The sequence below is a fragment of the Levilactobacillus suantsaiihabitans genome (assembly GCF_004745505.1).
Taxonomy (GTDB): domain Bacteria; phylum Bacillota; class Bacilli; order Lactobacillales; family Lactobacillaceae; genus Levilactobacillus; species Levilactobacillus suantsaiihabitans.
The window spans coordinates 1-23,571 of record NZ_RKLX01000024.1 but is presented as its reverse complement, the minus strand read 5'-3'; the positions used below and the strand labels follow the sequence as shown (position 1 = coordinate 23,571).

At 53.0% G+C, this 23,571-nt stretch carries 20 protein-coding genes; 19 read left to right on the top strand and 1 reads right to left on the bottom strand.

The window, feature by feature from the left end; genetic code table 11:
* Positions 1-20: 20 nt before the first annotated feature.
* From EGT51_RS11185 to EGT51_RS11175, 3 genes are all read left to right on the top strand, one after another.
* Complete coding sequence (locus tag EGT51_RS11185; protein ID WP_135368789.1) at positions 21-1,202, top strand: cation:proton antiporter; 1,182 nt, start codon at positions 21-23, stop codon at positions 1,200-1,202.
* 44 nt (positions 1,203-1,246) lie between these two features.
* Complete coding sequence (locus EGT51_RS11180) at positions 1,247-1,432, top strand: hypothetical protein (protein WP_135368788.1); 186 nt, start codon at positions 1,247-1,249, stop codon at positions 1,430-1,432.
* 283 nt (positions 1,433-1,715) lie between these two features.
* Positions 1,716-2,177 (top strand): hypothetical protein, encoded by a 462-nt coding sequence (locus tag EGT51_RS11175; RefSeq protein ID WP_135368787.1) that lies wholly within the window; start codon positions 1,716-1,718, stop codon positions 2,175-2,177.
* Between the two features lie 781 nt (positions 2,178-2,958).
* On the opposite strand, the gene helD is transcribed toward EGT51_RS11175, so the two are convergent.
* Positions 2,959-5,265, bottom strand: coding sequence for an RNA polymerase recycling motor HelD (gene helD, locus EGT51_RS11170; RefSeq protein WP_135368786.1), 2,307 nt, complete (start codon positions 5,263-5,265; stop codon positions 2,959-2,961).
* 424 nt (positions 5,266-5,689) lie between these two features.
* On the opposite strand from helD, the gene EGT51_RS11165 reads away from it, so the two are divergent.
* The 16 genes from EGT51_RS11165 (at position 5,690) to EGT51_RS11085 (ending at position 23,423) form a co-directional block, all read left to right on the top strand.
* Complete coding sequence (locus EGT51_RS11165) at positions 5,690-7,594, top strand: Ig-like domain-containing protein (RefSeq protein ID WP_135368785.1); 1,905 nt, start codon at positions 5,690-5,692, stop codon at positions 7,592-7,594.
* A gap of 325 nt (positions 7,595-7,919) precedes the next feature.
* The gene (trpS, locus tag EGT51_RS11160; protein ID WP_125576223.1) at positions 7,920-8,939 is read left to right on the top strand and encodes a tryptophan--tRNA ligase; all 1,020 of its coding nucleotides are present in this window, start codon (positions 7,920-7,922) and stop codon (positions 8,937-8,939) included.
* A gap of 20 nt (positions 8,940-8,959) precedes the next feature.
* Complete coding sequence (locus tag EGT51_RS11155; protein ID WP_135368784.1) at positions 8,960-9,880, top strand: Ppx/GppA family phosphatase; 921 nt, start codon at positions 8,960-8,962, stop codon at positions 9,878-9,880.
* Between the two features lie 12 nt (positions 9,881-9,892).
* Positions 9,893-11,155 (top strand): hydroxymethylglutaryl-CoA reductase, degradative, encoded by a 1,263-nt coding sequence (locus tag EGT51_RS11150; RefSeq protein ID WP_135368783.1) that lies wholly within the window; start codon positions 9,893-9,895, stop codon positions 11,153-11,155.
* Between the two features lie 15 nt (positions 11,156-11,170).
* Positions 11,171-12,136: an IpaB/EvcA family protein gene (locus EGT51_RS11145; RefSeq protein ID WP_135368782.1), complete on the top strand. Its 966-nt coding sequence runs from the start codon at positions 11,171-11,173 to the stop codon at positions 12,134-12,136.
* A 33-nt stretch (positions 12,137-12,169) separates the two neighbouring features.
* Complete coding sequence (locus EGT51_RS11140; protein ID WP_135368781.1) at positions 12,170-12,874, top strand: NAD-dependent protein deacylase; 705 nt, start codon at positions 12,170-12,172, stop codon at positions 12,872-12,874.
* A gap of 5 nt (positions 12,875-12,879) precedes the next feature.
* Positions 12,880-13,206, top strand: a complete 327-nt coding sequence (locus EGT51_RS11135) for a hypothetical protein (protein ID WP_135368780.1) — start codon at positions 12,880-12,882, stop codon at positions 13,204-13,206.
* A 121-nt stretch (positions 13,207-13,327) separates the two neighbouring features.
* Positions 13,328-14,173: a DUF72 domain-containing protein gene (locus EGT51_RS11130; protein ID WP_135368779.1), complete on the top strand. Its 846-nt coding sequence runs from the start codon at positions 13,328-13,330 to the stop codon at positions 14,171-14,173.
* Between the two features lie 281 nt (positions 14,174-14,454).
* Entirely contained in the window at positions 14,455-16,488 is a 2,034-nt protein-coding gene (gene metG / locus EGT51_RS11125; protein WP_135368778.1) for a methionine--tRNA ligase, read from the top strand.
* A gap of 699 nt (positions 16,489-17,187) precedes the next feature.
* Positions 17,188-17,967, top strand: a complete 780-nt coding sequence (locus tag EGT51_RS11120; protein ID WP_135368777.1) for a TatD family hydrolase — start codon at positions 17,188-17,190, stop codon at positions 17,965-17,967.
* Positions 17,954-18,520: a ribonuclease M5 gene (gene rnmV, locus EGT51_RS11115; protein WP_135368776.1), complete on the top strand. Its 567-nt coding sequence runs from the start codon at positions 17,954-17,956 to the stop codon at positions 18,518-18,520. The genes EGT51_RS11120 and rnmV overlap by 14 nt, the downstream gene beginning before the upstream one ends.
* Positions 18,517-19,407 (top strand): 16S rRNA (adenine(1518)-N(6)/adenine(1519)-N(6))-dimethyltransferase RsmA, encoded by an 891-nt coding sequence (gene rsmA / locus EGT51_RS11110; protein WP_135368775.1) that lies wholly within the window; start codon positions 18,517-18,519, stop codon positions 19,405-19,407. The genes rnmV and rsmA overlap by 4 nt, the downstream gene beginning before the upstream one ends.
* 99 nt (positions 19,408-19,506) lie before the next feature.
* Complete coding sequence (locus EGT51_RS11105) at positions 19,507-19,743, top strand: Veg family protein (RefSeq protein WP_061777444.1); 237 nt, start codon at positions 19,507-19,509, stop codon at positions 19,741-19,743.
* Positions 19,744-19,855: 112 nt separating this feature from the next.
* Positions 19,856-20,710: a 4-(cytidine 5'-diphospho)-2-C-methyl-D-erythritol kinase gene (ispE, locus tag EGT51_RS11100; protein WP_135368774.1), complete on the top strand. Its 855-nt coding sequence runs from the start codon at positions 19,856-19,858 to the stop codon at positions 20,708-20,710.
* A 169-nt stretch (positions 20,711-20,879) separates the two neighbouring features.
* Positions 20,880-21,473: a uracil-DNA glycosylase family protein gene (locus tag EGT51_RS11095; protein WP_179951148.1), complete on the top strand. Its 594-nt coding sequence runs from the start codon at positions 20,880-20,882 to the stop codon at positions 21,471-21,473.
* A gap of 999 nt (positions 21,474-22,472) precedes the next feature.
* Positions 22,473-23,423, top strand: coding sequence for a hypothetical protein (locus EGT51_RS11085; protein ID WP_135368772.1), 951 nt, complete (start codon positions 22,473-22,475; stop codon positions 23,421-23,423).
* The last annotated feature ends 148 nt before the right edge of the window (positions 23,424-23,571 follow it).

The following is a 23,571-nucleotide window of genomic DNA, read 5'->3' as shown; positions in this document are numbered from 1 at the left end:
TAAAAGAAGGAGGGGTCCGCGTGGCATTTTTAGGAACGCTGTGTTTAATTTTGATTCTGACGACCTTGGCAGGGAACCTGTCGAACCGGTTGGGCGTCCCGGCCGTGATCGGCGAATTGCTGGTCGGCATTGTTCTGGGACCGGCATTATTGAACTGGGTCCAGCTGAATAGCTTGGTCAGTCTATTTGCCGATATCGGGGTCGTGATTTTGATGTTTCTCGGGGGGCTGGAGAGCAATCTGCAGTTACTAATGAAATATCTGCGCCCGGCGATCGTCGTTGCGACCTCCGGGGTGATTTTTCCCGTTGCCCTGATGGGGCTGACCTCTTGGTGGTGGGGCTTTACGCCACTGGAATCCCTCTTCATTGGTGTGATTTTTTCCGCGACGTCCGTGTCGATTTCGGTCGCCGTGTTAAAGGAATACCATGCGTTGACCACGCGTGAAGGCGCCACGATTTTAGGGGCTGCGGTCGCCGACGACATCATTGGCGTGATTCTGTTATCGCTGATGATCAGTCTGCTGGCCAGCCAAGGCATCCAAATGGCGGGGAGTCAACCCGCCTTGGCGTTGGTCTTGATGGAACAGGTCGTCTTCTTCGTCGGCACGTACGCGCTGGTCAAATGGATTGCGCCGTACTTGATGCATCTGAGTGAGCGTCTGGTGGTGCCGTCCAGTGTGACCATCATGTCGATGGTGATTTGTCTGGGGATGGCCTGGATCGCCGATATCGTCGGCTTAAGTGGTGCCATTGGCGCGTTTTTTGCCGGCATCGCGGTCGCTCACACGCCGTATCGCGCCGTCTTGGCTGACCACGTCGAACCGCTGGGCAACGCCATTTTCATTCCGGTCTTCTTCGTCAGTGTGGGGTTGAATATGACCCTGGATCACTTGGTCGAAAACCTGGGCATCATCGTCATCCTAACGGTGCTGGCCTGTGTCACCAAGCTAATTGGCTGTGGCCTCGGGGCGCGGTTGAGCGGTTTTAGCAATCTTAGCAGTACCGTCATCGGTACGGGGATGATTGCCCGTGGTGAAATGGGACTGATCACCGCCCAGATTGGCCATGAGGCTGGTCTGCTAGGCGGCAGCGACTACTCCGCCATGATTTTAGTGATTATTTTAGCGACAGTCTTAGCGCCATTATTATTGAAACAGGCATTGAAACACATGCCGACGGGACGCCCGGAACAGGCCGTCTAACAGTGTTGGGGAACACTTAGAAATTTTGCAAAGGGTAGGGGAGTATGATGCGGTTTAATCGGTTATTTTATCGACAAATTGAATTTTGGTTAGGGTGCCTGCTGGTATTGGTGGGGATGGGCTTCTTGATCATCGGCACGGCGTTTACCGTGAGCTGGTGGTTGACGGTCGGCGACATCTGTATTGGGATTGCCCTCATCGTTGACTGTTTACTCGATAGCCCGCGTTAGGTTAGAAAAGGCGCCTGGGATGCCTCCCGGACGCCTTTTCCAATTTGCGGGTTCTAGATTGGTTAACCCTACCTTACCGAAGTTAGTGGCCGGCGTCAACGATTTTCGTTTTAACCCGCGAATGGTTGTGAACGGCGACTGATATGGTTGCCAGGCAATTTCTGGGTGCGCGCGGTTGAACGGATTTGTTCAATCAGTTAATAATCACGCTTGCTTTCTAGGGGGAAGACGCGTAAATTTAAATGCGGGATGATTCGCACACGGATTTGGAGGAGAAAACACCATGAGTAAACCCTATTTTTTGATTGGCCTGGCTGCCGTTAGTTTCAGTCTAGCCGCGACCAGCCTGACCAGCGCGCAGGCCGCCACTTGGCACACTGGCACGCCCAAAGTGATGCGCCACACCTGGTACTACAACGGCAAGGCCGATAACAAGGCCTACATCACGTACGGCAAGACCAAGAGTACTGGCAATCTGTTCGGCTACGATACCGCCAGCGCGCGCTATTATCGGTTACCCGGTTATGGTTTGAAGAAGTTGAAATACCAGTCGTTAGGCAAGCACGTTTACCGGCTATCCGGCATTCAGTACTCGCCCAAGGGCAGCACGGTCCAGTTCGACGGGCAACGCCTGACTTATAAGGTGAAGGCGACCAAGAAGCAGTTGCATTTTTACAAGGGATACGACAATTACGTGCGCAAGGCGGCTTTTGCCACGATTAAGACGCCCAATGCGTTGAAATAGGTGGGCAGCGTTGCTTGCGGCCAGCACCAACTAATCTAGTCACCCAAACGAAAAAACAGCTTCCCACCGCAATTAGGTGGGAGGCTGTTTGGCGTAACAAACTAATTCTGAAACTGAAGGTTGAAAGACGAAAATCGACTGGAATTGCTGGTATCATGCAACTCATGGCGTCAAAAATAGTCGGATCAGCCTCACAATGCGAACTGGCCGCTTACTGTTCGCCAAATATGGGTTGGAACGCTGGAGCGGGTCGAGCCGAAGGACGGTCTCGACGCCTCGCTTTGAGCCGAGAAACTCGTCTCAAAGTGGCCTCATGGCCGAAACGTGTGCCAACAGGCAACGGGTTCCCCGCTTAACACTGCTAGGAAGTTAACCGCCTGTCGTCACACGCTTTTCAAGCGGCTGAACCCATATTTAGCGAACTCTTGACTACGGTAGTGCTTGCCAGTAGTAATCGTCTTAAACCCAGATAATAGCTACGTTGAGTCTATCATTAACACAGTGTTACTGATAGCTGTCGACTTGCCGGAGGCAGCCAGGGTGGAGCCAGCTGTGTCGGCGGTGTTACCTGGCGTCGTTTGCCAGGTTACAGCGCGGGACGACTTGAGAGACTGGCCGGTTTTTGCCAGGCTTTCAAGCGAACAGGAAGACCGCTTCTCAGGCTGGAGGTGTTCCCCAGAGCAGGCGGAACCCTGGCTGACGCAGGCACCTGGTTTCACCAATCTTAGGTGTCAAAACACTGTCATTACGGCAATCAGCGCGTTAATTTTAGGTTCAACCTTCAGTTCTGAAATTCGTGTTCAATAGTCAGGTCAGCCGCGGGGATCTTGTCGGAGGCAATCAGCGGGGAAGCGGGGCCAATCGACAGTAACGTCAAGTGGTGCATGGCCCGCGACGCAATCGTGTACAGCGTCCCGGTCAGTTGCTCGTCGGGATAGTTGTCAGCCGACACGTTGTAGGCAATCACGCTGTCGAACTCCAAGCCTTTGGCCAGATAGATGGGTAGGACCACGACGCCCTTCGGCAGGGAACGGTCGGTGTCCGTCAGCCGGGTCAGGTCGAAGTCGCGGTGCAGTTCTTGGTAAACGTATTTGGCTTCGGCCGTGCTCTTGGTGAGAATGGCCACGGTCCCGTTGGTGGCGAGCTCGACCGTCAATTCGTGGGCCAAGGCTTTGAACGCGGCCGCCGTGTCGTAACGGATGATGACCTTAGGCAGGTCGCCGGGCCGGTTGAAGGCCTCGATTTGGTCGCCGTCGGGCAGTAAGGCCTTGGCAAACGTCGTGATGGGCAGCGTGGAGCGGTAGGACCGCCGCAACGTGATCAGCCGGGCGCGTTTGACGTTCAGCGCGGCATCCAGCTTTTTCAAGATGGCTTCCGGTGCCTCCACGGCTTTGAATAGGGCCTGCTCGCTGTCGCCCAACAGCGTTAGTTTGGCGCGTGGAAAGGCGTGTTGCAGGTAGATCAGCTGGGCCATCGAGTAGTCTTGCATCTCATCGACGAAGAGGTGTTGCATCCGGTGATTGGCCCCGCCGCCGGTCAAAATATCGCGCAAATACAGTAACGGTGCGGCATCGGTCAGTGCCAATCGGTGGAACTCAATGTCGTGTTGGTAGCCGTCGATGACCGTTTGCCAATCCGCTGCCGGCACGTCGGCGGGCAACGGACACTGCTTGAGAAATTCGGTGAACTGGCTGTAGGCGTCCAGGAAGTAACCGTTGTAAATGGCATCGTCCACGGACCGCAGCCGGCGCCGCACGATTTGTCGGGCGATGAAGTCGATTTCGTCATCGAGTTGTTCAAATTGCCCCAGGTGTTTTTCGCCCAACAGATTGTGGTAATCCTCGTCGCTGAGTTGGTCGATGGTGTCGCGCACCCAGTCGGCCTTGGCTTCTTCGGCGATGCGGTGCTTGAGCCGTTTTTCCAGGACGTTTTTGGTCCGTAACAAGCGGTCAGCGGGGGCTGCGGCCAGGGGGATCTGCCGATAGATGTCGCGAATCTCTTCCTTACTGAAGAACACGCGGCTCTTGAAGCGGATGTCGGTGAACTTCAGGTCGTCGGCGGTACAGTTCAGACAGTAATCGCGCACGGCGGTCATCATCGCGGCGCTTTCGCGGAATTGCCGCAGGGGCAGGTTGACCGGCGCTTGTTGGTCGGCCTCGTAGCGTTCGAATTGCGTTTGGACGTTCAGCCCCTGGAAGCGTTGGGTGAGAAATTCGGCCAGGGTGACCTGGCGCATGTTGCGCTCGCCCAGGCTGGGAAGCACGTCGCTGATGTAGTGACTGAACAGGCGGTTGGGCGAGAACAAGACGATTTGGTCCGCTTCGAGGTCGCGCCGGCTGTGATACAGCAAAAAGGCAATGCGCTGCAAAATTGCGGACGTCTTGCCCGAGCCAGCGACCCCTTGAACTACCAGCAGGTCGCTTTTGGTATCACGGATGATATCGTTTTGTTCCCGTTGAATGGTCGCCACGATATTTTGCATGGTGGCGTCGTTTTGTTCGCCCAGGGCGTGCTGGAGCATTTCATCGCCCACGGTTTCGTTGGTGTCAAACATGCTCTCGATTTTGCCGTCTTGGATCAGAAATTGCCGCTTCTTCAAGAGGTCGGTCTGTTGCGGGCCGGCCGGCGTGTCGTAGGCGACCTGGCCCAGCACCCCGTTATAGTAAACGCTGGAGATGGGCGCGCGCCAGTCGTAGACCAGAAATTCCTGATCGTCGTTGACAAACGAGGCGGTCCCGATGTACAGGGATTCCGGCTGTGTTTCGTCCGGGTCTTGAATGTCGATGCGGCCGAAGTACGGGGATTTTTGGAGTTCCTTAAAGGTATCGAGTTGTCCTTGAATAATGTTTTGGTTTTCTGTCAGCCGCGAGACTAAGGCCCGTTGCTGCTGGAGTTCGGCACTGGTTTCGATTCGGTCATCGACTTCAAACCAGTTGACCGAGGTGTTTTCGCTATAGTTCTTCAACACGTTACGCAGCTCTTGGTGCGCCGCGTCATAGTCGGCAGCGGTCTTATCAATGCGCTTGCCAATCTCATCACTCACGCGGTCGACGCGCTGTTGTTCCTGAGCTTCTTCGCTGGTGGTCAAAACGACCGCCTCCTTTGGGTAGACTAAAGTGCCTAACAAGTTTAGTCATTATTGGGGGCTGTGTCAATCAATCTAGCTTGGAGAATGCGGTGGGACAGGCGGGATTGGGGAAATGACCGCGGGGACTTGTATAAATTTAATTGTAATGGAATACAATTAAAATAATTTACACTAATAATGGTGATTAGGGGCGATAATCTGGTATACTGAGATTAGACAAAATCCTTAGTTGATAGCAGTCATCGAAAGAAGTTTGAGTATTCAGCGAAAACTAGGTCGCTGGTTTCTGGGAAATACTGGAAAATGGGTGCATCGTAACTTCATTTCTGGGAAAGTTAATGAAGAAGATTAACGTCTAACCCGTCTAAAGAATAGTTGATAGTAAGTTGCAATCGCAGAAAACGCGGTGGAGGGGGCATTGATCATGATAGTAGGAAGACTGGTACGACTGTTGGTGATGGTGCTGATTGCCTTAGCCGCTATGGGAATTCGGCAGCTAACTGAACCGTCGCGTGAGGTAGCGCTGGCGGCGGGGACGATTCAAGGCGTTGGGGCTGAAAGTCCAGCACCACAGAGAATATTTGGATTCTATAGGACAACGGGATTTAATTTACAGCCAGCAGATAGCTACACAGTTGTTGGACATGAGAAAATATTGCGGACTTCGCTTGTGCGTTCAGCGGCTGATCGTTCAGTTCCGTGGCCTTTTGGGGACAAGCAGACGATTCAATGGTTCCAATTGGAAGCTGGCATGAGTAAGTGGGCTAAAGTTAATGGAGCAACGGGTGCTAACCTGAAAGTCACACCGCAGCAAGCGGGAGTGGTGTACTATCAGCAGCACTATCATTACTACGGATGGGTGTTTGAAAAAGATCGGTACTCACGAGTCGCCAAGCTAACAACCAAGCCTAATCCAGTATCAGCAAAAAAATTGGACGTAACGACGGACAGTAATTACCTCTATAACAACCAAGGGGATGCCCAACAAACCTACGTTCACGCCACTCCAACGCCAACTGATGCCACCGGGGAACTCAAGTGGTCGAGTTCTAATCCGGCTTTAGCGACCGTTGATGCCCAATCGGGTCAGGTCATGGCCAATAAGAATCGGGATTCCGGCATCGTTACCATCACGGGAACAATGACCAATACCGATGGTACCGCCGTTTCGGCCAGTGTGCAGATAACGATTGGTGATGGTCTGAATTCACAAACGGTTGATGAAGGCCGGCCTGCCACGTTTAAAATTTTAGGAAAATTTGATCAGGCTCCCACGCAAGTGATTTGGCACCGCATCGATAGTGCTGGCAAGGAGACCGTGGTTAGCAATCAACGTGCGACCAGCTATACGGTTCCTGCCACTACACCAGCCGACAATCACAATCGGTATTTTGCTGAGGTCAAGATTAAATCTGACGAGAAGGCCACGGTTACGACGATTAAGACGGGTCAGGCAACGCTGAATGTTAATCCCAGCACGCAGCCCAGCGTTAAGATCACGAATGCCATTGATAATGTAACTGATTTGTTGAATTTTTCCGAATCGACTGACATTGCGGTCATTGCCAATGACACCTGCCAGCTTACTGGAACAGTGACTGATCAAAATCCGGCGTCGAAACTCAACACAGGTGATTTAGAAGTTAACTTGCCACGAGAAGCGATTGTTTCTGACGTCAGCGTCGACAATCAACCGGCGCCTTATACCGTTGTCGGTGATAATCGTATCGATAAGACTTATGCTGTGCAGAATCAGAGCTTTAGCAAGACAAAAACGCACACGGTCGTCGTCACCTTTCAGGTACCAACGATGTCTAAAGGACGCTACGAAACCGGTATCAAGTTGCGCGGATACGACGGACAGACGCCGCCCCAATCGCTGGGAACTTTTAAGGGTAACGCGGTGACCCTGGATTTTACTGATGGCAAAATCGATATCAAAGCAAACGCCGTCAGCTTCGGCGACTTAACGAGTCGTAACTTTGGCCAGAATTTGCCGGGTATCACTACCGGAGATAGTGAGTTGCTGGATATTACGGACAATCGCCGGGTTAAGACCGCCGAACGAATTACGTTACGCCAGATGGCCCCTCTAAGCAATGGGAGCGAATTTTTAAACGCAACGATAAGCTTTGATCCGGGGCATAAGCAACCACTGCAGCAGCTATCGACTGAGGCACGAGATGTTGTCACGACTAAAGATAATGAGGTGCTTTCTTCAATCGGCAAGGCCCAAGGTCAAGGACTAACCCTCAACGTGCACACGGATGCCTGGCAACCGGGTGTATATACGACGAAATTGATTTGGAGTATTGTCGCGGCCCCCTAAGAGTTCCGGTTATTTTCAGCGGTCACCCACTATAAAAATCTTTGTAGAAGATACCAGTTTACTTTACGCTGGAAAACCACTAAAATAAGGGAATGGAGCTTGATAAAAGTAGACCAATCGCAGAGAAAAACCGCCCGCGCTGAAACGGTTTTACGGTCGAAGTGGATCAAGCAAGTTTTACCCAATCGATAATAAATTATCGCGGTGTCACCGTTATTGACAAAAGTGGTGGTCATAGATGGCCACAAATTAGGTGGTACCGCGCAGGAGCGTCCTATTGGCATTGGCCAATGGGGCGCCTTTTTAGAAAAGGAGAATACGTTTAATGAGTAAAAAACACGTGATTTTAACTGGTGATCGCCCAACAGGTAAACTGCACATTGGGCATTACGTCGGGTCGTTGAAGAACCGGGTGGCGCTGCAAAATACGGGCGACTACGATACGTACATCATGATTGCCGACATGCAGGCCTTGACCGATAACGCGCGCGACCCCGAAAAGATTCGCCACAGCCTGTTACAAGTGGCCTTGGACTACCTGGCTGTTGGGATTGATCCCGCTAAGTCCACGATTTTGGTCCAGTCCCAGATTCCAGCACTGAATGAATTGACGATGGCTTACTTGAACCTGGTCTCTGTTTCCCGGTTGAACCGCAACCCAACGGTCAAGACCGAAATCAAGCAGAAGGCCTTTGGTGAAAGTGTGCCAGCCGGCTTCTTCATTTACCCGGTTAGCCAAGCCGCTGACATCACGGCGTTCAAGGCCGACACGGTGCCTGTCGGTGAAGACCAAGAACCTATGCTGGAACAGACGCGCGAAATCGTACGGAGTTTCAACAACATTTACCAACAAGAAATCCTAGTAGAACCCGAGGGTTACTTCCCACCAAAGGGGCAAGGTCGGATTCCAGGCCTCGATGGGAACGCCAAGATGAGTAAGTCTTTGGACAATGCTATTTACCTGGGCGACAGTGCCGACACGATTCAAAAGAAGGTCATGTCCATGTACACCGATCCCGAACACGTCCACATCGAAGACCCGGGTCACATTGAAGGCAACACCGTCTTCACTTATCTGGACATTTTTGCCGAAGACCGCGATCACGTTGAAGAACTCAAGGCACAATACCAGCACGGTGGCCTCGGGGATGTTAAGATTAAGCGGTACTTAAATGAAGTCTTACAAGCCAAGCTTCAACCGATTCGCGAACGTCGTGAGGCCTTTGCGGCTGATGAAGGCGCCGTTTACGATATCTTGAAGCAGGGTAGTGAAAAGGCTAACCAAGTGGCGGCCCAGACGTTACACGAAGTCCGGCACGCCATTGGCATCGACTACTTCGGCTAGGCTGAAACGGGGGATGCACCATGCAAAATTTAGCAATTGTTGATTTGGGCTCCAATTCAGTGCGAATGGCCGTCAACGAACTGCATGATGACGGGACTTATCGCGAAGTGAACCGGGTCAAGGCGGACAGTCGGTTGTCCGAGGGCATGGGTCCCGAGAAGATTCTCCAACCCAAGGCCATGGACCGGACGATTGCGGCGCTCAAGTCGTTTCGGCCGTACTACGAGCAACTCCCGCATTTAATTGTCCGGGGGATTGCGACGGCGGCAGTGCGGCAGGCACGCAACCGCGATGAGTTTTTAAAACGGGTCGCGGACGCCACCAATATTGAGTTGGAGGTGCTGTCCGGCGACCAGGAAGCCTACTATGACTACCTGGGGGCCGTCAATCGCCTGAAAATTAAGGATTGTCTGTTGCTCGATACCGGCGGGGCCAGTTGTGAACTGGTCCACGTCAAGGACGGGCGCGACGCTAACCTGATCAGTGTGCCGTTTGGCGCGGTCAATCTGTCGGAACAGTTCCGGCTCGATGACCGGGTCACGGCGGTCGACCTGTTCTCCGCGCAAGTCTTCTTACGCGAGCGGCTCCAGGATATTTGGTGGCTCAATGATGCCAAACACCTGCCGCTGGTCTTATTGGGCGGCGCCAACCGGACGCTGGCCCGCATGAATCGCCAGCAGCAAAAGATTCTACACGTGGAAAATATCCACGGCTACCGCCTCACCACGGGGCAGGTCATGAAGACCTTTGAACGCCTCTTGCGCGTGCCCCTGCATGAACGCAAGCGCATTTCCGGCCTGGAGAGCGAGCGCGCGGATATTATTATCGGCGGGATGTTGCCCCTGGTGACGCTCCTGCAGATGCTGGATTCCGACCGCGTTATTTTCTCGGAAAGCGGCGTGCGCGAAGGTATTATCTCGGAGTATCTGAGCCAACGTTAAGGAGGCTGACCAATGCGGCCACAACCATTCTACCGTTTGTCTTATGAGAATCGCCGGCAACGCTTAGCCACGCGGAGTCACCTGACCCGCGCGCAACTGGCGACGATCGCCGCTCACCGGGCAACGGCCGATGAAGATTTAATTGAAAACTATTTAACCACCTACGGCTTACCGGAGGGTGTTGCGGTCAATCTGCGCGTCGATGGTCACGACTTGGCCGTGCCGATGGTCACCGAAGAGCCGTCCGTGATTGCGGCGGCCAGTAACGGCGGCCGGCTGTTGACCAGTCCCCAAGGAATCACGACCACGATTACGCAGCGCGAATTGATGGGCCAAATCGTCTTTCACCATGTGGCTGATCCGGATGCGTTGGCCCAGTGGCTGTTGGCTAACCAGCAGCGCCTGTTAAAGGTGGCCGATGCGGCTCATCCCAGCCTGTTAACGCACGGTGGCGGGGCGCGGTCCATTCGGGTGCGGCAACTCCCACCAGATTGGGTGTCGCTCGACTTATTCATTGACGTGGGCGAAGCCATGGGCGCTAATTTGGTCAACACGTTGACCGAGGCGGTCGCGGCCGACATCAAGCTGCACCGCGACGAGGACATCTTGATGAGCATCCTAAGCAACTACGCCACGCACAGTCTGGTCACGGCGCGGTGTCAGGTACCAGTCGACCAACTCAAGACCAAGGCCATTGACGGCGCGACGGTCGCTCAACGCATTGCGGCGGCCAGCGACTTCGCCCAGGTGGACCCGTACCGCGCCGTGACTCACAACAAGGGCATCATGAACGGCATCGACGCCGTGGTTTTGGCCATGGGCAATGATTGGCGCGCAGTCGAAAGCGGTGTGCACGCCTACGCCAGCCGCAACGGCCATTACCAAGGGGTGAGTCGCTGGTGGGTCGCCGATGGCCAACTGCACGGTGAACTGACCGTGCCACTCGCCCTCGGCTTTGTCGGCGGGGCGACGCGCGTGTTGCCGTTGGTCAAGGTCAACCAGCAACTGGCCCAGGTGACCAATGCCCGGCAATTGATGGGCGTGACGGCCGCTGTGGGGCTGGCGCAAAATGTGGCGGCACTGCGCGCACTGGTGACCGACGGGATTCAACGCGGTCACATGTCTCTGCAGCGCAAGTCACTGGCCTTGTCCGTCGGCGCGACGCCCGCAGAATTGCCCGCGGTGGTGCAACGCCTCGCCGCCATCACCCAACCGACCATGGCACAAGCGACTGCGGCACTACAAGCCGTCCGCCAAGCAAATTTAAAGAAATAGGGGAATTGAACACGCATGCAAGCAAAAGATATTGAATTAAACGACACAGTGCAAGATTTATTGAACCAAGTCAATGCGCTTTACCCCGGCAAGGTTACCGTCCAAATGATCGGTGAGCTGCAAGCCGGCTTCGTGCGGCATGACCAAGCCCAACAGATGCAAATGGGCAAGGACATCGCCATTCAAGTGGCCGATTTGACGGCGCCCAACTACACGGCGTCCCACGAACTGTTGCATTTACTGATGATCTTGTCCGGTTTCCCACAGGTCTTCTTCTCATTGACCACGGGCCAACCCGCCCTCGATGAACAGTTGATGATCATGGGCACTGAACTCTACGACATTGTCAGCCACATTGTGGTGGTCAGCGAACAACGCAAGCACCACCTGATCGATGACCACATCAAGGACTTATACTTGAAGGGGGTCACTGCCACCATCAAGCCGGAACCGAACCCGGTCGATGATGAAATGACGTTGCGCACCTTGACGCTGTTGGACGCCTTGGTCTTCTTTGGCACCGACGAACAGGCCATCATGGATCAGTTCGCCCGCGACTACCCAATCAGTTTTGCGGCGGCCCAGAAGCTGTACGGCGTCATCACGGCCAAGCCAGTCGATTCACCATTTAGCTTGCGCCGTAACGTGGTCAAGCTCTTCAAGGCCTTCGACGAACAGCTGGAAGCCTGGAGTTTGCCGGCCCTGCACAATACCGAGTTCACCACGTTGACCAGTGTCTTGTCCAAACGGCAATTGGGGTTACAGGTCAAGCAGATCTTTGAACTGTACCACTCCGACATGCACGAAAAGACCACGCAACGCCGCGGGTACGTCGGCTTCAACAAGGCCGATGAACAAAACGCCTTCGTGTTGCCGTCACCGGCGCCCAAGGATGACACACCGGAATACTTTACCAAGATTTACAGCATGACTGTGGAAGACCTCTTTAAACAACTGAAGATGCCTTACATTTTACGTTAATCTAAGCCAATCAATTCAGAAGGGATGATGGGGATGGAAGCGAGCTTACAAGCAACCTTTGACCAAGCCAAGCACATCGTATTTCTCACGGGTGCGGGCGTTTCGACGCCGTCGGGGATTCCGGATTACCGGTCGAAAAACGGCCTGTACACCGGACACCGCAACGCCGAGTATTATTTGAGTCACGCCTGTCTGGCACAGGAACCAGAAGTCTTTTACGACTACGTGAAGCAAAACCTGTACCATCCGGACGCCAAGCCCAATGTCATTCATGAAAAACAAGCGGCATTGACGCGCCAAGACCGGGCGACGGTCATCACGCAAAATATCGACAACCTGTACCATGTGGCCGACACCAAGCATTTGGTCGAGTTCCACGGCAACATGTACCGGGTCTACTGCCAGGTTTGTGGCGCCAAGGTGCCGTGGCAACAATATCTCAAGGACCCTCATCATGACGTGGACGGGGGCTGGTTACGGCCGGACGTCGTGCTCTACGATGAGGGGCTCAATGAATTAAACATCCAACGGTCCGTGGCGGCGATGAACCAAGCCGATTTGGTCGTCATCGTTGGGACCTCGATGCGCGTCTACCCGTTCGCCGGCTTGCTGGATTACCGCAATTCGGCGGCCAAGGTGGTCGTCGTCAATCAGGAAAAATTAGATTTGGGCTTTGACTACGACATGGTGCAGGCTGAAGCCACCACGTTCTTCAATGACCTGCAAGTCCGGGGGTAACGCTGATGAGCCATCAAGAAGTCATTCGCCAACTCCGCCGGCTGGTTCGCCGGTTGCGTTGGTTAAGCGGCCTCCAGCTGATTCCCGACACCTTGGTCATCTACGGTATCTTACAGCTGGCCTTCAGCGGGCAAATCGTGACGCTGTTCAATACCAGCTTCGACCGCAGCCAAGCGGTGCTGGTCACCGCCATCTTTGCACTGATCGACCTGTGCGTGACGGGGATTCGTTACAACGACCGGCTGACCGGCAAACGCCTGATTGGCCAATTAAGTGGACGGTTGACCACGCCGGAAGCCGAGTTGATCAAGCAGTTTGAACGGTTTAAGTAAAAGCTGAAGATTAAAAGACGGCCAAGATTTTGGGTGGTCTAACGGGACCTGGTCGCCGCCAATAGGCGGTCAGGCCCCATCAAAGTGATTGTTAAAAATGAGTTAAGTCAGGAGGGCTGGGATGATTACGATTGGTTTAACCACCTGGACGGAGCATCCCGCTTTAATTGGCGGTGAGACGCGGCCGGTCACGCTTAGTGAATACGCTGGGCATTTTCCGACGGTCGAGTTGGACACGCCATTTTACGGGATTCCCCGACAAAGTACGATTGAAAAGTGGCAGGCGGCCGTGCCAGACGGGTTTCACTACATTTTGAAGGCCAACCAGGTGATGACCCGCCATGACCGCCAACACGCGGATGACGAAGCGGCCATCAATACGGCGTTCACCGAGTTTCGTTCGGCGATTTGGCCATTGATCCAGGCGCACAAATTGTTGACGGTGCTCTTTCAATTTCCACCGTTCTTCAACCGGACGACCGCTAACATTGATTACCTGCGCCGCGTGCGGGTCTTGATGGGCGATTTGCCGGTAGCGGTGGAATTCCGTAGTCCTAGCTGGTTCGTGACGCCGGGGATGACGGCCGACGTCACGGCTTACCTGAAATCGTTGCACTTCACCAACGTGACGACCGACGAACCCCACAATTTGAATGATGGGATTCCGCTAGTTGAAACGGTCACGACGCCGGAACTCGCCGTCGTGCGGCTGCATGGCCGTAACGCCAAGGGCTGGTTCAATCAGGGCCAGGATTGGCGCAAGACCCGGACACTGTACCGCTACTCGGAAGCCGAATTGCAGGAATTCGCGGCGCTGGCCAAGCGGTTGGACGCCCAGGCCAAAGATGTCTGTGTGATCTTTAACAACAATTCTGGTCGAGACGCGGCTCCCAATGCATTGCGCCTCCGCGAGATTCTTGGCCTCCACTGGCAAAATTTGGCTCCTCAGCAGTTGGACTTGTTCTAACGCTTGGGTCACAGCGGCTGGATCGACTACCCAAGATGGCATCCAAGAGCCTGGGAGGTTTTCCCAGGCTCTTGCACGTCACCCCGACATAGCGGAAACGTGCGTCAGCTGATGGTCTTTTGGCACCCACGCTTTTACGTTTTGCCGGTCATTTCTTAGACAAAAATCCCGGGTTAGCGCTATGGCTCGCCCGGGGTTTATGCTATACTTGATTAGAATTTACAATGAAAATTAACCCGATAATCACGGAACAATTTAGAGCGAGGGAAGGCTTTTATTTTATGGCAGACAAACCAAGTTTTTACATCACCACGCCGATCTACTACCCATCCGGGCGGTTACATATCGGTAATTCTTACACGACCATCGCCTGTGACGTGGTTGCGCGTTACAAGCGCAGCAACGGTTACGACGTTTTCTTCTTGACCGGGACCGACGAACACGGTCTTAAGATCGAAGACAAGGCCCAATCGCAAGGCCAAACGCCCCAAGAATACGTGGACGGCATGGCCAAGGGCATCAAGCAACTGTGGAAGACGCTGGAAATTTCTAATGATAAATTTATTCGGACGACCGACAAGCAACACGTGGCCGCCGTTCAAGAAGTTTTCGAACGCCTGTTGAAGCAGGGCGACATTTACCTGGGTGAATACGAAGGCTGGTACTCCGAAGATGATGAAGAGTACTTTACCGAAACGCAACTGGCCGAAGTTTACCGCGACGACAACGGCAAGGTCATCGGTGGCAAGGCGCCTTCTGGCCACGAGGTTTCGTTGGTCAAGGAACAGTCGTACTTCTTCAAGATGAGCAAGTACGCTGACTGGTTGTTAGACTTCTACCACAGCCACCCGCACTTCATCCAACCGGAATCCCGGATGACCGAAATGATCAACAACTTCATCAAGCCAGGTTTGGAAGACCTCGCCGTTTCCCGGACCACCTTTACCTGGGGTGTACCGGTCAAGAGCAACCCCAAGCACGTGGTCTACGTGTGGATCGATGCGTTGCTCAACTATATCACCGCTTTAGGTTACACCAGCGATGACGAGAGCCTCTTCAAGAAGTTCTGGCCCGCTAACGTTCAAATGGTGGGGAAAGAAATCGTCCGGTTCCACTCGATTTACTGGCCAATCGTGCTCCACGCCTTGGGTATCGAAGCCCCAGACGAACTGTTTGCGCACGGCTGGTTGTTGATGAAGGACGGTAAGATGTCCAAGTCTAAGGGAAACGTCATTTACCCCGAAACCTTGGTCGACCGTTACGGCCTGGACGCACTGCGGTACTACCTGATGCGTGCGATGCCTTACGGAAACGATGGGACTTTCACGCCGGAAGACTTTGTTGACCGCTTGAACTATGACCTGGCTAACGACCTGGGGAACCTGTTGAACCGGACTGTTGCCATGATCAACAAGTACGAGGCCGGCAAATTGCCTGAGTTCAAGGCTGGTGTCACGGCCTTTGATGCTGATTTGGAACAGACGGCCGCCACGGTCATCGCCAACTACCATGAGTTGATGGATCAAATGCACTTCGCGGACGCCTTAGCCGAAATCTGGAAACTGGTTTCCCGGACCAACAAGTACATTGACGAAACGGAACCATGGAACTTGGCCAAGGATGACAGTCAAGCGACGCAACTGGCCGCCGTCATGGCCCATTTGGCCGCTAGTCTGCGGGTTATCGCCACGCTGATCAGCCCAGTCATGACCCATGCGCCTAAGGAAATCTTTGACCAATTGGGCTTGGACCCAGCTACGTTAAGTATGACGAACCTGCAACTGGCTGATTTACCAGCCGGCAAGCAAGTTGTTGCCAAGGGGACACCCATCTTTCCGCGGATCGACGTGCAAGAAGAAGTCGACTTTATTCAAGGTCAAATGACCAAGTCGGAAAAGACGAAGGGTCGCGCTGCCATGGCTGCTAAGGCGAAAGCCCAAGAAGCCGCTGCCAGTGACGAGGCCGGTGAACTGACCTTGAACAAGCCAGAGATTCGTTTCGATAAATTCGAAAAGATCGAACTGCGGGTCGCCGAAGTCAAGGCGGTCGACCACGTTGAAGGGGCCGACAAACTCTTGAAGTTCCAGCTTGATGCAGGAGACCAAGGCACCCGGCAAATTTTGTCCGGCATCGCCCAATGGTATCCAGAACCGCAAGAACTGGTCGGCAAGAAGGTCGTTATCGTGGCCAACTTGAAGCCACGCAAGATGCGCGGTCAAGTCAGCCAGGGGATGTTGCTGTCCGCCGAACACGACGGTCAAGTCCAACTCTTGACGCTGCCTGACAGCATGGTCAACGGTTCCGACGTTAGCTAGAAATTAAATAAACCATAACCAAAACGTGGGCGGCGGATCGATGAGACGCCGACCGCGTTTTGTTATAAACACTGGTTGCGGGCAATGTGGACGCTGTCCGCCTACCGTTGCGCGAAAGCTAGGGGGGGACTGGTGCTGGGGGAGGACGGCCTGAGCCAAAGCCCGGTCTCGGCCCTTGCTTTGAGCCGAAGAACACGTCTCAAAGTCACCAATTTACCAGCGAAGAGCGCTGCTAAATTCTCCGGCTGAGCCTAGTTTTCGCTCCACTCTCGGCTACAATGAGTTGGTCGGCAACCAGTGGTGTAAAGAAGCGGTTGGCGTCTATTGGAATCATCATCCGTGACTGCCTGATAATGGTGGTTGCTACTGTAACACATCCCAATTGGGATGGCTGTGGCGTTTAAGACTTGGACGGGGACTATTTTGCCGGAGGAGGCCAGGGGTGGAGCCAGCTGTGTCGACGGTGTTGGCCGAGGTTTTGTCTCGGCCTACAGCGTGGGGCGACTTGGGAGACTGGCGAGTTTGGCCAGGCTTCCAAGCGAACCGGAAGCCCGCATCTGGGCTGGAGGTGTCCCCCATAGCAGGCGGAACCCCTGGCAGCCGCAGGCACTGGTCTCCGCCAACCTGGATTTCGCGGAACGGTAAGGCGGATGGCTTAAACCATTTAACAAAAAGCAGTAAAAACAAAGGAGACACACGATGAAAATCTTTGATTCGCATACGCATTTGAACAGCGAAGAGTTCATCAACGACGTGCCCGGCTACCTCAAGCGGGCCGCCGACTTGGGTGTGGTCAAGATGACCAATATCGGCTCGAACACGCAGCTGAATGCCGACGCCATCAAGTTGGCACACCAGTACCCGCAGTTGTATGCCGCGGTCGGCTGGCACCCGGAAGACTCGAAGAATTATGACGCTGCGGCCGAAAAGCTGTTGGAAGAACAGTTGGCCGATGACCGGGTCGTGGCCCTAGGAGAAATTGGCTTGGACTATCACTGGGACACGTCGCCGCAAGACGTCCAGCGTAAGGTCTTTGCCCGGCAAATTGCGATTGCCAAAGAAGTGGGCAAGCCGATTGCCGTCCACAACCGCGATGCCTTTGAAGACACGTACCGCATCATCAAGGACGCGGATATCCGCGACATTGGTGGGGTTATGCACAGTTTCAACGGCGACCCCGAGTGGTTGAAGAAATTCTTGGACCTGGGCATGCACATTTCCTATTCTGGTGTGGCCAGCTTTAAGAACGCCCACGAGGTCCACGATTCCGTGCGGGCAACGCCGCTGGACGTGATGATGGTCGAGACCGATGCCCCATATTTGACGCCAGAACCACACCGGGGCGAACAAAACGAACCCGGCTTTACCCGCTACACGGTCGAAGCGATTGCCAAGGAACGGGAAACCACCCCGGAAGCCATCGCGGCGGCCACGTTTAAGAACGCAGAGGAGTTTTACAAGATAAATGAAAAAGATTAAAGAAGTGCTCGTGGTTGAGGGCAAGGACGATACCAAGCAGATCAACCGCGCCGTCAATGCGGACACGATTGAGACCCGCGGCTCCGCGATTGACGAAGACACCCTGGCGTTGATTGAAAAATTAGCGGACCAGCGGGGCATCATCATCTTCACTGACCCGGACTTTTCCGGCGAGAAGATTCGCAAGATTGTGGCCGAAGCCGTGCCCAACGCCAAACACGCCTTTTTGCCCAAGGCAGAGGGGCGTCCGGATAAGGCCGGGGGCTCACTGGGCGTGGAGCATGCCAGTCCAGAGGCTATCCGCGCGGCGCTCAGCCACGTGTACACCGAGACCACGGCGGCCCCGACCCTGATCACCCATGAAGACCTGCTGGCCGCGGGCTTGATTGGCGGTCCCGGTGCCAAAGAACGCCGCGAGCAGTTGGGTGAACTGCTACAGATCGGTTACATCAATGGCAAGCAGTTGGAAAAGCGGCTGCGCATGTTTGGCATCCAACCGGCTGATTTTGCCGCCGCCCTCAAGCAGGTGCGGGCGAAGGAGGAAGATAAATGAAAAATGAAGTCCCTGAAATTGGCTCACCAGCCCGAACCAAGGCGATTCTGAACCGGTATCATTTGGTAGCGAAGAAGAGTCTGGGTCAAAATTTCCTGTCGGATTTGAATATCTTACGCAACATCGTGGCTGCGGGCGACGTGACCGACCAGGACAACGTGATTGAAATCGGTCCCGGAATCGGGGCGTTGACGGAACAAATCGCCAAGCGTGCGCGCAAGGTCGTGGCGTTTGAAATCGATGAGAACCTTCTGCCCGTGTTGGACGAAACGCTGATGGATTACGACAACGTCAAGGTCATCAACGAAGACATCTTGCAGGCGAATTTGCCAGCAGTGGTCGCGTCCGAGTTTGAACCCGGCCCTCCCGTCAAGCTGATTGCCAACCTGCCGTATTACATCACGACGCCGATCCTGATGGGCGTGCTCCAGAGTACGGTGGACTTCGCGGCCATCGTGGTCATGATGCAAGCCGAAGTGGCCGATCGGCTCGTGGCCCAACCTGGCACCAAGGCGTACGGGTCGCTGTCCGTGGTCATGCAATACCGCGCGCACGTGGAAGTTGCCTTTGATGTGCCGCGGACGGCCTTCATTCCGCAACCCAACGTGGATTCGGCCATCATTCGTCTGACGCCGCGTGAAGCGCTACCAGTCAATCCGTACGAAGACAAGGCCCTGTTTGGTTTTGTTAAGGGATGCTTCGCTCATCGGCGGAAATCCTTGTGGAACAATCTTCAGGGGATTTTTGGCAAGCAGCCTGAGGTCCGGGAACGGATTGAAACGGTCTTAAATCAGACGGGAATTTCCCGACAGTTACGGCCAGAACGGCTAACCTTGATAAATTTCATCGAATTAACCAACGCTTTCCACAATGAAGGACTTATGTAACCCTTACCAATTGAGGATTCTTGCGGATTTACGCCGGTTGTGGTATAATTTGCAATTCGCGTGAAACGATGGTATAATTGTTTCACAGAGGTGAAGTGCATGCCAACAAGTTTAGCGAACATTAAGAATAAACTGGATGATCGCATCGGCGAAAAGTTGATGGTGATTGCTCAGGCCGGTCGTAAAAAAACGACAGAGCGGCATGGAATTCTTCGGGAAACCTATCCAGCCGTTTTCGTAGTGGATCTAGACCAAAACGAAAATTCGTTTGAACGGGTTTCATACAGCTATACCGATATTTTAACCAAAAACATCGAAGTTGACTTTGATGAATAAATAATTGGGCCTAACAAGGCCTTTTTATTTTGCCTAAAACCATAGTATAATGGGCTTAATCATATTCACGATAATGGTAGGGTGCCCTACCTAGTAGAATGCAGGTGAGCGCATGCAACTGATTGAAAAGGCACCAGCCAAGATAAACCTCGGGCTCGACACGCCATACCACCACCAGGATGGTGCCGAAGAGTGGAACATGGTCATGACGTCCGTGGATTTGGCAGACTACGTTGAAATTCAGACGTTAACCAAACACAAACGCATCCGCGTCGCCTCTGATAGTGGTTTTTTGCCCAATGACCAACGCAATCTCGCGTTTCAGGCGGCGAACTTGTTACAGACCAATTATCATATCGACGAGGGTGTGAATATTCGCATCAAGAAAAATATTCCGGTGGCTGCCGGTCTGGGGGGCGGATCCTCGGATGCCGCGGCCGTGTTGCGCGGGTTGAACCAGGCGTGGTCGTTGGGCCTTAGCTGGCAAGAACTGGCGGAACTGGGCCTGCAGATTGATTCAGACGTGCCATATTGCGTCTACGGTCGCACGGCACACGTGCGCGGACGGGGGGAACGCATCACGCCACTGTCGAAATTACCCGCGGCCTGGGTCGTGTTGGCCAAGCCCAAGGTCAGCGTGTCGACGCCCAGCATCCTTCAGCAGATTCGCTACGACCAACTCGACCACCCCGACATCGACGCTCTGTTACGAGCGGTGCGCGAGCAAGATATCGCCGGCATGTGTGCCGTCATGGGCAACGCCTTGGAGCCATTAACGACCCATCGTTACCCGGAAATTACCCAACTTAAGCAGCAGATGATGAAGTTCGGCGCCGACGCCGCACAGATGAGCGGGACGGGGCCGACCGTCTTTGGCCTCTGCAGCAAGCAGTCACGGGCCCAACGCGTCTTCAACGGGATGAAGGGCTTTTGTCGCGAGGTGTATTTGGTGCGGCCGTTGCCGTAGGGCCAACGCCCTAAATGGCGGTAGCCGGCGGGATGGTCTTGCATCGCACGCCAGCATGGTGTTTAACCGGTACTCAGTCGAAAATAGGTTGTCGACTCGGAGTAGGCGGTTTTAGGTCAGGTAATTAGTAAGCGGTATCAATTTAAAATGTAAGGATGTTTGTGAAAAAATGACGATTTCTAAAGCAGCAGAAATTTTCCAAGCCATTCAAGCGGACCCCATGAATCGCGATTTTACGCAGCAGGGGATGTTGCCGTTGTATCACGTTGACCCCCAGGCCGAAATCTTATTGGTCAGCCAGGCCCCGAGTCGCCAGGCGCAAGCGTCGATGACCTTTTGGGACGACGCCAGTGGAAATCGGCTCCGCGACTGGATGGGCGTGACCAAGGACCAGTTCTACCATTCCGGTAAGCTGGCCGTGTTGCCGTTAGACTTTTACTATCCTGGCAAGCATGCTCACGGCGGCGATTTGCCGCCACGCAAGGGCTTCGCGGAAAAATGGCATGCGCCGTTGCTCGAACTGATGCCGGACATTAAGCTGACACTTCTGATCGGCCAATACGCGCAAAAATACTACCTGCCACACCGTGAGAGAACGTTGACGGCTACGGTCGAACACTACGCGGACTATCTGCCGGACTACTTCCCGTTGGTCCATCCTTCGCCGTTAAATTACGGCTGGATGCACCAGCACCCGTGGTTCACGGAGACTGTGGTGCCCGAACTCCAAGCTCGCGTGGGTGCAATCATGGGTGACCGTTAGCGCTGCTTCGGCTGCCCATTTGCCGTTCGTTAAAGTTAATCTGCATATCATTAAACCCAAAACCGGTTCTACCAACGCCTCTCAGGTCGCTAGTGGAACCGGTTTTTAATTTAGCCAATGCTTACAAGAGCGGCCGTAATGCCCATCAGGTGTACGTTCTAGTAGTGGGCAGCGATTTGGCTTAAAGCCATCCCACAGGCCAAAAGACCTAACCGAAGACAAGCGTAAATAAAAAAGCCGTCCCTAACTTTGACGGGTTGGGCGACTTAATTGGTCTATAACTGTCACCGCCTTTAAAGCGGCTTGCGGTGAAAGGGGCTGGTGTGCAAACCATCAGGCCTTTTCGTTTACCCTCACATAAGAGCATGACGGCGGTGCTTAGGCAATGAATATCCCCAGAAATGGGCACCAAAAAATTTGAGGAAGTTGCCGAAACGCTGGTTACAATACATTGCATGTAGTTTATTGTAATAGGTGTAGAGAGGGTGATAAAATGAACCTGATTGTCGTTGCTAAGGCTACCCGAAAGCCAAAGCGGCACTGCAGGCAACATAAATAGAAGCAACAAGCGAGCGGCAACCCAATTATTATTGGACAATATTATCACACAAAGGGAGTGGGAGTAATGACGCACATCATTTCAATTACAGCTTTGGGGATTTCTATTATTGGCTTACTGCTGGCGATTTATAACTTAGTTAGGGTGAGTCATAATGGCTAAAAATGAATACACTGAGGCACGGGCTAGGGCCAATAAAAAGTGGGACGAGAAGCATAAAGAAAGAACCCGATACTTGGGGGCCCGATCTAGCGCGCGTAGCTTTATCCGCACCAAGGCCACACTTGACGACCTGCAAGAGCTCAGAGAACTAATTAACCAGCGGGAAGCTGCTTTAAATGAACAACAGTAAACCACCCTGCCGGTTAATAGGGTGGTTTTTAAGGTTAGTGGGCTTGCGCTATAATGTCTAGTAAGGAACTATATTAGGGGGTAATTGTTTGTTCAAAATCAACGGAAAGGGCGCCGCATTACTAATGCTGCTAGGTGCCATGGTGGGGAGCATGGCCGTAACTGACGCGTCTGCTAAAAGTAAAGTAAATAAAGAAGTTGCTAAAATTAATATTAGTAATATCTTTAATGCCAACACAACGTTTACAACTGGTATAGGCGTTACTGAAAAAAACGAAACTATTTCTCCGTATAATCGGTTTCAGACTTACAAGTTAAACAAGTCACTTAAATTGACCAACGAGTTCAAGCACAAAACGGCAACCCTACCAAAAGGGTCCGTAATCACTGGTTATGCTGATGATCAGGGGAACATTATAAATGTGGATAATACAACACTGAGCATTAAGAATCAAAAGCGTGTAAAAAAACTAGGAAACTGGCATTACAGTTATCCTATGAATAAAGTTAATAATGGGGCTGTAAAAAAATACGTTCGCAATACGGCGTTTTCTTACAACTCTTTAGCCAGCGTTCCTAAGTTATCGGTTAAGACTAGTCAAGCACAATATGATGGTGCGGCAACTAAATTACCGTTTATCTCAGTTACAGCTGATAGCCAATTAGTGTACCATAAGTCGGGCCAGTCTTTTGGTGCTACTTACTATGCAAAAATTAAGAAGTTTAAGCGAACTCACTCAACAATCACATACTATTTAAATAAGCGAGTTAATGGCGTAACTACTAAAAGAACAAAGATTGGTAAACACTACCGCTATAAGCTGAGCCTTAAGCTAGGTAATGTTTTTCAGAGCCGTGACAGCTATAACGGTGACGCAGGTGCCTATAATTTAACCGTAAAAAACGGCAAGCAATCATTTTTCTTACTCGTTGAAGAACATACTGTATTGCAAGCATATCTAAATACGTTAACTGGTAATGAGTCGATTAGTACTAATGACAAAGACTTAAGTCTAGCCTATATCAATAGTTTGCATTAAAAACAGACTATGCAGGGAGCTCTCTTCATCGGGAGTGTCAAATTTTTTGTGTAAATGGAAGTCCTCTCCCATTAGCTAGCTTCTAATACATGGATTCTAACGTATCTTGAATTTGCTTGAAACCTCGATGCGTTCGCTCAAAATTTTG